Genomic DNA, 14152 nt, shown 5'->3' on the forward strand with positions numbered 1-14152 from the left:
CGGCCGGTACTGGATATGGACTCGGCCTGTGGCCCCCCACCAGAAATGGCCGACCGGCGCGAGGAACTGACGCCCATGATGGGCCAGTATCACGACCTCTGTGCTCGCTACGACGACGCGATCGTCCTCTTTCAGGTCGGCGACTTCTACGAAACCTTCTGCGGCGCGGCCGAGCGGACCGCCCGCCTCCTCGAACTGACCCTGACGAGTCGCGAGGACTCGACCGGAGAGTACCCGATGACCGGCATTCCGGTCGACAACGCGGCGTCGTACATCGACGACCTGCTCGAGGCAGGCTACCGCGTCGCGGTCGCCGATCAGGTCGAAGAACCGGGCGAGTCGCCCGGCGTGGTCGAACGCGCCGTCACCCGCGTCATCACCCCCGGGACGCTCACCGAGGACGAACTGCTCGCGAGCGACGACAACAACTTCGTCGCGGCGCTGGCTCGCACCGACGACACGCACGGACTCGCGCTGCTCGACGTCTCGACGGGCGATTTCCTCGCGACGAGTTCGACCTCGAGCGAGGCGATCGCAGACGAGATCAGCCGATTCGCCCCCGCGGAGGCGATCGTCGGTCCCGGTGTCGACGGGGCGCTGGCACCCGAAGCGTGCATGGTGACGCCCTTCGACGAATCCGTCTTCGAGCGCGAGCGCGCCGGCGAACTGCTCGCCGACTACTTCGGCGACCCCGATTCGCTGCTCGCGGGAGACGCGGAAGTACGGGCCTGCGGTGCCCTGCTCGCATACGCGGAGTACGCCCGAGGCGGAGTCGAGGAAGACGAAGACGCCGACTCCGACGGGACGATCGAAACCGGCACCCAGACGACCAGACTCGAGTACCTGACCCACCTCACGCGGTACGACCCGCGGGAGTATCTCCTGCTCGACGCCGTCGCGCTGCGGAGCCTCGAACTGTTCGAACCGCGGGCCGTCTACGGCCGAGAGGAGGCGACGCTGTTCGGCGTCCTCGACGAAACCTCGAGCGCGCTGGGCGGGCGGAAACTCAGGGACTGGCTTCGCCGACCGCTGCTCGAACCCGCGCGGATCGACGCGCGCCTGGACGCGGTCGAGGCGCTTACCGGCGACGTCCGCACCAGAGAGGAACTGACGGACCTTCTCAGGGATGTCTACGATCTCGAGCGGCTTATCGGACGGATCTCACGCGAGCGTGCGAACGCGCGGGATCTGCGCTCGCTGCGGGACACGCTCGCGGTCGTCCCCGAACTGCGAGACCGACTCGAGGGCGTTCGGGACGAGTGCGACCGACTCGAGACGCTGCACGCGAACCTCGATCCCCTCTCCGACGTTCGGGAACTGATCGAGGACGGCCTCGTCGCCGATCCGCCCATCGAGATCACCGAGGGCGGCGTCATCGCCGAGGGGTACGACGACGACCTCGACGAACTCCGCGAGACCGCGCGGGACGGCAAGCGGTGGATCGACGACCTCGAGGAGAGCGAACGCGAACGGACCGGCATCGACTCGCTGTCGGTCGGTTACAATTCCGTCCACGGCTACTACATCGAGGTGACGAACCCGAACCTCGAGTCCGTGCCAGAGAACTACCAGCGCAGGCAGACGCTGAAGAACTCCGAGCGGTTCGTCACGCCGGAGCTCAAGAAACGGGAGGATGAGATCGTCGGTGCCGAGGAGCGCGCCGACGAGCGCGAGTACGAACTCTTCTGCGAGATTCGACGCGAAATCGCGGCGGCAGTCGAACGCGTCCAAGGGCTCGCCTCGGCCGTCGCGACGCTCGACGCGCTCGTCTCGCTCTCGACCGTCGCGGCCCAGTACGACTACTGTCGGCCCGAGGTTATAGGGCGGGACGAACCGCGCACGCTCGAGATCGAGGGCGGCAGACACCCCGTCGTCGAGCGAACCCAGGAGTCGTTCGTCCCGAACGGGGCCCGCTTCGCCGACGACCGCCGACTGGGGATCATCACCGGGCCGAACATGTCCGGAAAGTCGACGTACATGCGACAGGTCGCCCAGATCGCGCTGCTCGCGCAGGTCGGGAGCTTCGTCCCCGCCCGCTCCGTTCGGCTGACGCCCCTCGAGCGGATCTTCACGCGCGTCGGCGCGAGCGACGACATCGCGGGCGGGCGCTCGACGTTCATGGTCGAGATGGACGAACTCGCGACGATCCTCGAGGAGGCCGACGAGCGCTCGCTCGTCCTGCTCGACGAAGTCGGCCGCGGGACCTCCACGGCGGACGGGCTCGCCATCGCGCAGGCGATCACCGAACACCTCCACGACGAGGTCGGCGCGACGACGCTGTTTGCGACACACCACCACCCGCTGACCGAGTTGACCGACGATCTCGAGGCCGCGTTCACGCTGCACTTCGAGACGACCCAGGAAGACGGCGAGGTCGTCTTCCACCACGACATCGCCCCCGGCGCGGCCGACGGTTCCTACGGCGTCTCAGTCGCGACCGCGGCGGGCGTCCCCGAACCCGTCGTCGAGCGCTCGCGAGAGCTGGTCGCGGAGGCGGGCGCCGAGTCCGCGACCGAACGGGCGGGAGCGGGCGACGGCGAAACGGCCGCAACTGACGACGCGATGACTGCGGCCGACGACGCGACGACTGGAACTACCGACGCGCCCAGCGCGACCGACGACGCGACGACGGCGACCGCGGACGGCGGGGACGTGCCGACCGACGTCGCGGCCGAACTCCGCGCGCTCGATCTCGCCCACCTCACGCCGGTCGAGGCGCTGACGGAACTGGATCGATTGAAGCGGTTGCTCGAGGAGTGAGCCGCTTCGAACTGATTCGCCTCGCGGAAATAATGTCGCTCTCTCTACCTACCCCGCCTGACCACCCTCGTCTAACCAACCGCCCTGCGGTGGCGCGCGCTGGATCGCGGCGAGCGGGAGCGAACCGCGATCGAAAGCCGTGCGAGGGATGAACGAGTGAGCCGTGTGCGACGCGTTGCGTCGCGCGGCAACGAACGAGTGAGTCGGCTGGGGAGGACGTGGCGATTCGTGTTGTCGGCTCGAGTGATGGTACCAGATCGACTGCTGTCGTCTACTCGAGAACCCCTCCTCGGGCGTTCCGCTTCGAGCCCTCGCTCGGACCCGGCCGGCCGAATCCAGCTCTTTCGGCCGAATATCGACACTCGATCCGAGTATCAACCCTCTCCGACCGGCTCGAGCGAGACGAACTCGAGGTCGTGCTCGCCGAGCAGTCCGCGCGCCCGATCCGTCACCGACGGCGCGACCAGAATCCCTCGAATCGACGCATCGGCGTGTAGATCGCGCTCGAGCGCGTCGACGTACCGCCGCAACTGGCTCACCGCGTCGGGGCCGACGCGGCGTCGCTTGAGTTCCACGACGACCGCGCGGCCGACCGAGTCCTCGCCGTAGATGTCGATCGCACCCGCGGGCGTGTCGCGCTCGGTCGCAAGCGGCCGAAAGCCGGGCTCGAGCAGGCCGGGATCCTCGAGGATCCGCTGGCGGAGGTCCTCCTCGGTCCCGACGAGGGTGAGGTCGCTCGAGTCGGAGATCGGAAACAGCGACACCTGAGCCACGCGCTCGAACCCGACCAGCAGCCGCTCTTCGGGGGTCGACCGGTGGCTCTCGAGGAACAGCGCGTCATCCTCGCAATACACCTCGTGGCTACACCCCGGTGGCTGCCAGTTGACCGGCTGCTGGCCCTCGTCGGTGTGGACCAGCGTCGTGCCGTCCGGTTTGCACATGACGTGTCGATCCCCTGCCTCGAGCCGGCTCGCAGCCCGGCCGTCGTACTCGACGGTACACCGGCCGAAGACGGTCACCAGCGCGTCGCGATCGATGCCGTCGGCGACGGTTTCTCGCGCCGTCTCGACGGCGGGCTGCTCGAGGGTGACGGGACCCGTGTGATCGGAGGCGGTCACTGGACGAGCTAGCCGCCGACCGGATAAAAACGGCCCGACACGCCGCGGAACCGGCGACGGAATCGACCGATGTCGAACCGATCACTACAGACGACAACGCCACCGACACCCCGGCATCGACGCCCACCACCGACGCCCAGCCACCGACGACTCGCCCGTCGCCACGCAGGCGAGTCCCTTCCCGGTGCTTACTCGGAATCGATGGCGAACGGGCTGTCGCGCTCGGTCCAGTCCCAGCCCGGAAGGCGCGTCTGAAAGCCCGCGGCCAGGGCCGCCTCGAGGTCGTCGACGCCCGCGTTGTCCTCGCTCGAGCCGTGAACGTGAACGTCCGCGTAGTGAAAGGTCGCTTCGCCCAACGTCCGAAGAGGCTGGGTGCCCGCGATCGTGGCGGCCAGTTCGCGCCCGAGGATCTCGTCGACGACGAAGCCGGGGTAGTCGTCCGCGACGTCGAGCTCCCGGAGTATCGCGACCAACGCCGCGACGTTGACCGCGAGGTCGCCGTCGGCAAACACTGCGTCGACTTCCGCCCGATACTGCGTCTCGGTGACCGGATCCACGTCGGTCTCGAACTGCTCGCCGAGCGCGGCGCGAACGTCGTTTATCGTCGCCACGACGCTCGGAGATCGCGTCGCTATCCAGTCGCGCTGTTCGACGACGGCGGCTGGCGTGAGTCGCATACCGGCCGTTCGGGCCCAACCGTCCTGATCTTTGCGAAGGCTTTTATAGCATGCGCGGATTACCCTCGAGTAAGCGGGTTCTTCCTGGAATCTTCCCGCACGGACCAGGATAACCGATCCGGGAGCGTACCGACGTACGAAGACGGACGGCGTACCCGAGATACCTATCGATGTCGTGAGATGCGACGAAAACGCCCCCGTTTGGGGTCGTCTCTCGATGCCATCGACGGATTCGACACGAGCGGTACTCTCGGATACGACACCGCCCTGACTCCCCGCTTTCCGTGGGACGTTCCAGACTCCACGATCGACGGGACGTTCACGAAATCCACATTCGGCGATTATGAGCACTGTAGAGCAGCAACTCGACGATTTGGAAGAACAGATCACGAGCGAGTTACCGGCAGATATCTCGATCTCCTCGGTGAAATACGAAGGCCCCGAACTGGTGGTCTACACGCGCGACCCGAAGAAGTTCGCCCAGAAGGGCGACCTGATCCGGCAACTGGCGAGCAAGCTTCGAAAACGGATCACCGTCCGGCCCGATCCGAGCGTTCTCTCGAGACCCGAGGAGGCGCGCGAGCAGATCATGAACGTCATCCCTGAAGAGGCTGGGGTGACGGACCTCGATTTCCACGCAGACACCGGCGAGGTCGTCATCGAGGCCCAGAAGCCGGGCATGGTGATCGGCCGCCACGGCTCGACGCTTCGAGACATCACGAAAAACGTCGGCTGGACGCCCGAAGTCGTCCGCACGCCGCCGATCGAGTCCTCGACGGTCTCGAACGTTCGGAACTTCCTCAAGCAAGAACGCGACGAGCGCCGTGACGTCTTAGAGCGCGTCGGCCGACAGATCCACCGCGAGGAGATGTCCGACGACGAGTACGTTCGCATCACCACGCTGGGCTGCTGTCGCGAAGTCGGCCGCGCGTCCTTCATCCTCTCGACGCCCGAGACGCGGATCCTGATCGACTGCGGCGACAAACCCGGTGCCGAGGGCGAAGTGCCGTACCTCCACGCGCCCGAAGCGCTCGGTGCCGGCCCGCAGACGATCGACGCCGTCGTGCTCACGCACGCGCACCTCGACCACTCCGCGCTGATTCCGCTTCTCTTCAAGTACGGCTACGACGGCCCGATCTACTGCACCGAGCCGACGCGCGATCTGATGGGGCTTCTCACGCTCGACTACCTCGACGTCGCCACGAAGGAAGGGCGCACGCCGCCGTACGAATCCGAGATGGTCCGCGAGGCGATCAAACACTGTATTCCCCTCGAGTACGGCGACGTCACGGACATTGCGCCGGACGTCAAGCTCACGTTCCACAACGCGGGACACATTCTCGGCTCCGCGGTCAGTCACTTCCACATCGGCGACGGCCTCTACAACGTCGCGTTCTCCGGCGACATCCACTACGACGACACGCGCCTTTTCAACGGCGCGACAAACGACTTCCCGCGGGTCGAGACGCTCGTTCTCGAGTCGACCTACGGCGGTCGGAACGATTACCAGACCGATCAGGCGGAGTCCGAGGAGAAGCTCAAGGAGGTCATCAACGAGACCGCAGACCGCGGCGGGAAAGTCCTCGTCCCGGCGTTCGCCGTCGGCCGGTCTCAGGAGATCATGCTCGTCTTGGAGAAGGCAATGCGAGACGGCGAGATTCCGCGGATGCCGGTCCACCTCGACGGGATGATCTGGGAGGCGACGGCGATTCACACGACCTATCCCGAGTACCTGCGCGACGACCTCCGCGATCGGATCTTCCACGACGACGAGAACCCCTTCTTGGCCGACGAGTTCAACCACATCGACGGCGGCGAGGAAGAGCGCCAGGACGTCGCCGACGGCGACTCTTGTATCATCCTCTCGACCTCCGGGATGGTCACCGGCGGCCCGATCATGTCGTGGTTGAGTCACCTCGGTCCGGACCCGGACTCGTCGCTCGTCTTCGTCGGTTACCAGGCCCAGGGAACGCTCGGCCGACGCATCCAGAACGGCTGGGACGAGATCCCCACCAGCGAAGTCGGCGCGATGGGCGACGGCAACGGCCGCGGCACGCTCTCGCTCAACATGGAAGTCGAAACCGTCGATGGCTTCTCCGGGCACGCCGACCGCGAGGGCCTCGTGAACTTCGTCGACACGATGAACCCGCGCCCGGAGAAAGTCCTCTGTGTCCACGGCGACGAACGCTCCACGCAGGACCTCTCCTCTGCGCTCTATCACGACTACAACATGCGCACGTTCGCGCCGAAGAACCTCGAGACCTTCCGGTTCCTCTAGGCTCGAGCCGGCGTTTCGACTCCGTACAGACTGTTTTGTGGTCGCTCGAGTCGCGACGTGAACGAGCCACCTACTCGAACTGGCGAGTAAAATTCGAACCGCCGAGTGAACGGGAACGGTCACGGCGCGCGCGGCTCGGATCGAACCCAAGCGACTTTCCGAGTCGGAGCGATACCGCCCTCGTGAGCGATTGCATACGGCTGGTGATCGACGAGTGATACCGACCTGGTTCGCCTACGCGCTGGTGACGGCGCTGGTCTACGCGGCGATCGCGCTCCTGGCGAAAGTCGTCAGCGGGACTGAAATCGACGATCCGATCACGCTGACGATCTACTCCTGTATCCCGTTCTACGCCGTCTACATCGCGGCCGGCTTGCTCCTCGAGCCGACGACGCTCTCGGCCAGCGCCGTCACCGATCCGACGCCGCTGTCGGCGGCGCTCACGGCCATGGGGTTCGGTGTCGTCTCGACCGCCGGGTACGGGATCTACTACTGGGGGCTCGTCAGCGGCGACGTTTCCCGGTTCGTCCCGGCGCTGGCCCTCGAAACGATCTTCGTGCTCGTTCTCGGCTTCGTTCTCCTCGGGGAGTCGTTTCCCACTGGGGTCTACGCGGGCGTCCTGCTCGTGGTGTTCGGCGCGCTGTTCATCTCCTACGAACACGGGAGCGGGTCGATTCGCGGGACCGTCGGCCCGTCGACGATCGGCGTCGCGCTCGCCGCCGCCGCGGCCTTCGCCGTGCTCAACACGGGAATGAAAGTTCTTACGACCGAGTTCGGGACGCTCGAGGTCCTCTTCTGGATCAGCGTCGGCGGGCTGGTATCGATCGCCGCGATAGCACCGTTTCGCGAGGGCTCTCGGTTCCCGCCGACCGGCGGGAGAGACGACGTCTTCGCCCGGCGGCTTTCGAAGGGAATCTCACTGTTGATCGTCGGCGGGCTGTTGAACGCCCTCGCGTTGCTGACGTTCGTGCAGGCGCTCGAGACCGGGCCGGTGTCGCTGGCGACCGCGATCACCAAACTCGACGTGTTGCTCGTCTTCGTGGGCTCGCTGGCGTTGAGCAAACTGACGCCGGAACTGCTCGCCGAGCAGTTCGATCCGTTCACGCTGGTTCAGAAGGGGACGGCGTCGCTGCTGATCCTCGTCGGCTGTGCGCTGATCCAGTTTGCGGCCACCTAGGCGGTTGCCTCGCTTTTCTCGCCGATCGTCCGGTCGCCGATCGCGTCAATCCGGCCGCGCTTCGAGAGGACGGCGCGAAGAGCGAGCGTTCGATGAGGAAACGCGCGAGTGACGGAACGCCCGAAGAACGAAATGCGAGAACATCGTCGAATGCTCGGAAACGGAACCCCGCAAACAGCCAAACGTCCAAAACAATAGAACGCCCCCGAACAGCCGAACGCCCGCAAACGGACGCTCGAAAACGATCGAACGCCCAACAACAGAACGCCCGAAAATCGTCGAACGCCCGAGAGCGCCGATTAGGACAGCTGTTTCGACAGCCAGTTCAGGTTCGTCGCCGCGGCGGCGAGGAGGATCGCGCCAAGCGAGATCAGGATCAGGAACGTCGAGACGACGCTGACCATCGGCGACAGCGAGTTTCTGAGCTGGTTCCAGGCGACCACCGGGATCGTCTCGGTGGTGTGATTCGAGAGGAAAAGCGCCATCACGAACTCCTGGAGGCTGACGATGAACGCGAGCAGCGCGCCGACGAAGATGCCGTGTTTCACGTTCGGCAGGACGACGTGGACGAACGAACGCACCGGGCCGGCGCCGAGGTCGTGGGCCGCGTCTAACTGCTGCCAGTCGAATCGGCTGAAGACCGAGCGCATGACGAAGTAGACGAGCGGCGTCGCCCACAGCGTGTGCGCGAGGATCAGACTCACGTACGACCCCTGCAGGTCGAACTCGGTGAAGTACACGAGCAGCGTGACGCCGAAGATGACCGGCGGGATCAACATCGGCAGGAGAACGAGCGGCGCGAGCAATCGCCCGACCAGCCCGTCGTCTATCTCCTGACCGAACGCGGCCGTCACGCCCAGTATCGTCGCGACGACCGCCGTTCCCAGACCCACGAGCAGGCTGTTGTCGAACGCGCGCAGCCAGTCAGTCTGGGCGAAGAACGATTCGTACCAGCTGAGGGAGAACTCCGCCGGCGGGAACGTGAGCTGTCCCGAAGCGCCGAAGGAGGTCACGACGACGACGGCGAGGGGCAACAGCATGAACGCGAACACCGCGAGGTAGCCAGCCCGGAAGAGCGCCGTCTCGAGGCTTTCTCTACGCATACTCCATCTCACCTCCGAAGCGCGAGAGGACGGCGACGATCGCGCCGATCACCACGAGCATCGCCGCGATCATCACGACCGACAGCGCGGTCGCGGTCGGCCACTGGAAGTCGCGCAGAATCTGGCCCTCGACCCGCATCGCGAACGTGACGTTGTCGCCCAGCAGGAACGGCGCGGCGTAGGAGCCGACGCTCCAGGCGAAGGATATCACCGTGGCGACGATGATGCCCGGCATCGCCTGCGGGACGACCACCTCGAGGACCGACCGGGGCCGGCTCGCTCCGAGATCCCGCGCGGCCTCGACTAACTGCCAGTCCATCGTCGCCAGCACGCTGTAGATCGCCAGGACGGCGTAGGGCAGGACGATGTACACCTGTCCGACGATCGCCCCCGCGAGGCCCGGAACGATCTCGAGCGGCGTCGAGAGCAACCCGATCGACTCGAGGAGATTGTTGAGCGTCCCGGTGGGGGAGAGCAGCGGCCGGAAGGCGTAGGTCTTGACGACGAGCGTCGTCAGCAACGGCAGGATGACCGAAAACAGCAACAGCGACTTGGCGAATCCCTCGGCTCGCCAAATCGCGTATGCGTACAGCAGGCCGACGACGACGGCGATCGCCGTCGCAACGAGTCCGATCGTAAACGAGTGTGCGATGACCTCCCGTGGAACCTCGCTCGTGAGGACGTTCGTGTAGGCGTCTGTCGACCACGTCCCCTCCGCGTAGGCCGTCCCGCGCTCGCCCGCCTCCGAGACGCTGATCCGGAGTAAGATCAGGAACGGCGCGACGAAGATCAGGAGTTCGAAGATCACGAGCGGGGCCATGAGCAACAGCGCTCGTTTCGAGCGCGAGCGCGCTACGAGCGGCTTCCAGAACCGCTCTATGACGCCTGACGTCGCGGCGTTCGAATTTCCGGACATGGTTACAGGTCGACCCTCGTACCGTCCTCGCGGAACGCGAGCACGTCCGCGCCGTCCCAGCGGATTCGAATGTCGTCGCCGGCGTCGAACGCCCCCGAATCGGCGACCGTTCGCTCGACGAACACCGAACTATCCTCGATCGCGACGGAGTATCGAACCGTCGAACCGCGGTAAATGGCGTTCTCGACGGTTCCGACGATCTCGTTCGTTGTTCCCCCGTCTGCGACGGTCGCGGTCTCCGGTTCGGCGTCGGTCGCCACCGGGCTCTCGCCGATCGAGAGGACCTCGGGACGAAGCGATAGCGTCAGGGACTCTCCGACCGCGAGCGCGTCACCGTCGTTGCTCGGAAGGATCATCTCCTGGCCGAGTTCCGTTTCGACGGCGACCGATTCGTCCGTCGTCTGTGCGACCTCGCCCGCGAGGAAGTTCGTGTCACCGAGGAAGCCCTCGATGAACCGGTTCTTCGGATTCTCGTAGACCTCGTGGGGGTCGCCGACCTGAACCAGTTCGCCGTCGGCCATGATCCCGATCCGGTCGGCCAGCGTGAACGCCTCGTCCTGGTCGTGGGTGACGTGGACGAACGTCTTCTCGAGATCCTCGTGGATCTCGCGGAGTTCGATCTGCATGTCCTCTCGCAGGCGCTTGTCGAGGTTCGACAGCGGCTCGTCGAGCAAGAGAACGTCCGGGTTGACCGCCAGCGAGCGAGCGAGCGCGACCCGCTGTTTCTGCCCGCCGCTCAGGTTCGTCGGGTTGTCGTCGGCGTGGTCCGCCATCTCGACGCGTTCTAACATCTCGCGGGCGCGTTCCCGACGTTCGTCCTTCGAGGCCGACTGCATCCGCAGGCCGAAGGCGACGTTCTCGAGGACCGTTTTGTGAGGAAACAGCGCCCAGTCCTGGAACACGGTCGCGGTGGTTCGGTCGTAGGCCGGTCGGTCGGTGACGTCGTCCGCACCGATGTGGACCGTTCCGTCGGTCGGTGACGTGAGGCCGGCGATCATGCGCAGCGTCGTCGACTTGCCGCTGCCGCTCGGACCCAGCAGACAGAGCAGTTCGCCGTCTTCGATCGTCACGGAGACGTCTTCGACTGCGAGTTCGTCACCGTAGCGCTTCTCGAGTCCGGAGAGTTCTATTTCTGACATTGGCTTCAGGCGTTTCGGATACTCGCGTACTCGGACTCGAATTCGTCGTAGTAGTCCATGAGCTGCTCCCAGTCGGGGAAGGCAATGTTCTGTGCCTCTTCGGCGCTCGTCGGCAGCTGTTCGCCGAGATCGTTCGCATACTCCATGTCGGCGTTACAGAACAGCGCCGGGCTCGATTTCGACCACTCGGTCTGGACGTCAGACCGCATGAGGAAGTCGATGAACTCCTCGCTGCGGTCTCGCTTGTCGGTCCCACTGGTCACACACCAGTGGTTGAGGTAGCCGGTGGTCTTCTCGGGCAGCGTGTGCGTGAGCCCATCGTAGTCGCCGATGTCGTAGGCGGTCTGTTCGAAGTACCACTGGGCGACGTCGATCGTTCCGCTTTCGAACGCCTGCCAGATGTCCTGTCCGCTGCTGGCCCAGCTCTGGACGTTCCAGTTTCTGATCTCGTCGAAGACCTCGTCGTGGAGCGATTCGTCATAGAGTTCGCCAGCGGCCTCCTGATCGTCCATGCCTATTGCGGCGGCGTGGACCGGGAACCACCAAAAGCCGGTGTCGATGCCGATTCCCCGGCTGTTCTCGACCGCGCTCGAGGAGAGGTCGGCCCACTCGCTCGGCTCGAAGTCGAGGTCCTCCCGGTAGATGATGTTACACGGCGCACCGTCGACCGGCATGCCGTATTCCGTCGGGCGGAACTCGCTGTAGTAATCGATGGCCTCCTCGAGGTGCGGGACGTTTTCCGTTCGGATCGATTCGAAGAGCCCCCCCTGGCGACCGCGGTAGTAGAAGTTACCGTCCGTGACGGTGACGTCGTACGGCGGATTCCCCTGCGATTGTCTGATGTTCGCGAGGATATTGTTCCAGCCGGTTTCGACCTGCAGCGTCACGTCGTGTTCGTCCTCGTACATCGGAACGACGGACTCTTTGAACCGTTCTGCGTAGTTCCCACTCCAGACGCAGACGGTAAGCGTCTCGCCGGACGCCGCCGATTCGTCGCCGAAGATCCGCGTACAGCCGGCCAACCCCGCGGCCGAACCGGCCGCGGCCCCGGCCAGCATCCCCCGACGAGAGACGCCACTCGTCGATTTGGTTGTTGATTCCGCCTCAGCTCCCCTCGTCTCTGCAACCCGTGTCGGGTCTGCAGCCATTGGTGCTCCAGCCTTATCCGAGTCGAACATAAAACGGTTGTGAAGTTCGAAACGGTCGCGTCCGAGCCCATGCGGACCGTTCGCAAGTACTCGCTACCGATCGGACTCGTCCCAAATCACTCGCTACCGTTCGGAGTCGTCGCAGGTCACCCGATACCGATCGGAGCCGCCCCAGGTCACTCGCTACCGGGCGGTGACTCGCCCTCGGAGCACCTCGATACCGCGGTTCCCTCGCGGTCGTCCTCGTTCTGCGATCTCGGCCCCCAACACTCCTCGTGAACGACCGTCTCTCGATCGAGTCGCTCGCGCCACCCTTCCGTCTCGAGCACCGGCTCGTCCGGGAAGCCATCCTCGGGATAGCCGAGACACAGATAGGCGACCGGCTTTACGTGTGGCGGGATCCCGAGTAGTTCCTGGAGTTCGTACGGATAGAGCACGCTCACCCATCCCACGCCGACGCCTTCGGCTCGAGCGGCCAGCCAGAGGTTCTGGACGGCCAGACACGTCGAGTAGACGTCCGTCCGCTTCATCGAACTTCGACCCAGCACGTGGGGCGCCCCGCGCGTCGGATCGCAGGTCACGCAGATGTTGACCGGCGACTCGAGGATTCCCTCGAGTTTGAGGGCGGCGTACTCGGATCGGCGCGGTTCCTCGTACCCCTCCCTGGCCGCCGCGATGGCGCGGTCCGCGATCGATTTCACCGCGCGTTTGGTCTCCTGCGATTTGATCACGAGCAGATCCCACGGCTGGGAGAACCCGACGCTCGGGGCGTGGTGGGCGGCGTCGACGAGTCGCTCGAGAACCGGGTCCGGGATCGGATCCGTCCGAAACCGTCGGATATCCCGTCGAGTGTAGATCGCCTTGTAGACGGCCTCGCGGTCGGCGTCCGTGAATTCGACCATGCGTTCGGTAGCACGCGGCTCTGGCAAAGCCGCGTCGAAATCATCCCTCGGCCATCGATCGGCATCGACTCACTCGAGCGTCTCGGCCGGATCGACGACCTCGCCGGTCGCCGGATAGACGCCAACCTGCTCGCACAGTCCGCCCATCGGACACGCGTCCGGATCCTCGAGACACGCCGGCTTTCGCGCGGTGCAGTACTCGCGGCCGAACTGGATCATCGCCGTGTGTCCGAAGCCGCACTTGGCCGCCGGCACGTCTCGTTCGACGATTTCGCGGACGCCCTCGTGATCCGCGTCCGGCGGCGCGATTCCGAGTCGTCGAACGATGCGGTGGACGTGGGTATCGACCGGGAAGACGCCGCCGCGACCGCCCGCGAAGAGCAACACGCAGTCGGCCGTCTTCGGACCCACGCCGCGAACCGACAGCAGCGTCTCGCGAACCGTTTCCGGCGGCTCGTCCGTGACGAAGGCGTCGAACGCCGCCGCGGAGCCGAACTCCTCGAGGACCCACTCGGCCGCATCGACGATCGTCTCCGACTTCTGGTTGTACAGCCCCGCGGAACTGATCGTCTCGGCGAGTTCGCTCTGGGCCGCGTTCGCGAGCGCCTCGGCCAGATCGGCGTCAGTCGCTCCCGACTCGTCGGCACCGTAGCGCTCGAGCAACGCGTCATGTGCGGGCTGGCTGGCCTTGTCGCTCGTGTTCTGGCTCAAAATCGTGCGGACGAGACAGGTAAAGGCATCCTGCCCGCCGTAGGCCTTCTGCCAGTACAGTTCGCCGAGCGTGTCGACGACCGCCTCTGCCCGCGTCTGGGCCGTCGCCGGGTCGAACTCCGCCGCAACGCCACCGCCCTCGAGACCGCCGCTTATGTTGCGCGACGGTTCCGGATCTTCGCTCATGTGTGCAGGTACGCTCGAGCGGGCAAAACATCACTGG

11 protein-coding genes are annotated in these 14152 nt (G+C 65.5%); 3 read left to right on the forward strand and 8 right to left on the reverse strand.

Features of this window, described 5'->3' with window-relative positions:
• Window positions 1-15: 15 nt before the first annotated feature.
• Window positions 16-2760: a DNA mismatch repair protein MutS gene (gene mutS, locus BM348_RS04755; RefSeq protein ID WP_092902485.1), complete on the forward strand. Its 2745-nt coding sequence runs from the start codon at window positions 16-18 to the stop codon at window positions 2758-2760.
• A gap of 374 nt (window positions 2761-3134) precedes the next feature.
• Here mutS and nucS read toward each other — a convergent pair whose 3' ends face one another.
• Window positions 3135-3878 carry an endonuclease NucS gene (nucS, locus tag BM348_RS04765; protein WP_092902489.1) on the reverse strand — a complete coding sequence of 248 codons (744 nt, stop codon included), beginning with the start codon at window positions 3876-3878 and terminating at the stop codon, window positions 3135-3137.
• A gap of 188 nt (window positions 3879-4066) precedes the next feature.
• Window positions 4067-4555 carry a hypothetical protein gene (locus BM348_RS04770; RefSeq protein ID WP_092902491.1) on the reverse strand — a complete coding sequence of 163 codons (489 nt, stop codon included), beginning with the start codon at window positions 4553-4555 and terminating at the stop codon, window positions 4067-4069.
• A gap of 343 nt (window positions 4556-4898) precedes the next feature.
• Here BM348_RS04770 and BM348_RS04775 point away from each other — a divergent pair, with 343 nt between their 5' ends.
• Both BM348_RS04775 and BM348_RS04785 read left to right on the forward strand, forming a co-directional pair.
• The gene (locus BM348_RS04775; protein ID WP_092902493.1) at window positions 4899-6833 is read left to right on the forward strand and encodes a beta-CASP ribonuclease aCPSF1; all 1935 of its coding nucleotides are present in this window, start codon (window positions 4899-4901) and stop codon (window positions 6831-6833) included.
• Between the two features lie 214 nt (window positions 6834-7047).
• Window positions 7048-8010: a DMT family transporter gene (locus BM348_RS04785; RefSeq protein ID WP_092902497.1), complete on the forward strand. Its 963-nt coding sequence runs from the start codon at window positions 7048-7050 to the stop codon at window positions 8008-8010.
• A 299-nt stretch (window positions 8011-8309) separates the two neighbouring features.
• Here BM348_RS04785 and BM348_RS04795 read toward each other — a convergent pair whose 3' ends face one another.
• From BM348_RS04795 to BM348_RS04820, 6 genes are all read right to left on the reverse strand, one after another.
• On the reverse strand, window positions 8310-9113 hold the full coding sequence (locus BM348_RS04795) for an ABC transporter permease (protein ID WP_092902501.1): 804 nt from the start codon (window positions 9111-9113) through the stop codon (window positions 8310-8312).
• Window positions 9106-10029, reverse strand: coding sequence for an ABC transporter permease (locus BM348_RS04800; protein WP_092902503.1), 924 nt, complete (start codon window positions 10027-10029; stop codon window positions 9106-9108). Before BM348_RS04800 ends, BM348_RS04795 begins: the two co-directional genes overlap by 8 nt.
• Before the next feature lie 2 nt (window positions 10030-10031).
• The gene (locus BM348_RS04805) at window positions 10032-11168 is read right to left on the reverse strand and encodes an ABC transporter ATP-binding protein (protein WP_092902505.1); all 1137 of its coding nucleotides are present in this window, start codon (window positions 11166-11168) and stop codon (window positions 10032-10034) included.
• Between the two features lie 5 nt (window positions 11169-11173).
• Entirely contained in the window at window positions 11174-12316 is a 1143-nt protein-coding gene (locus BM348_RS04810) for an ABC transporter substrate-binding protein (RefSeq protein WP_092902507.1), read from the reverse strand.
• Window positions 12317-12492: 176 nt separating this feature from the next.
• A complete protein-coding gene (bluB, locus tag BM348_RS04815) occupies window positions 12493-13218 on the reverse strand; it encodes a 5,6-dimethylbenzimidazole synthase (RefSeq protein ID WP_092902509.1) in 726 nt (241 codons plus the stop codon).
• Window positions 13219-13287: 69 nt separating this feature from the next.
• A complete protein-coding gene (locus BM348_RS04820) occupies window positions 13288-14115 on the reverse strand; it encodes an endonuclease III domain-containing protein (RefSeq protein WP_092902511.1) in 828 nt (275 codons plus the stop codon).
• Window positions 14116-14152 lie beyond the last annotated feature (37 nt).

Origin of the sequence: Halostagnicola kamekurae, from assembly GCF_900116205.1 — an archaeon.
GTDB lineage: Archaea > Halobacteriota > Halobacteria > Halobacteriales > Natrialbaceae > Halostagnicola > Halostagnicola kamekurae.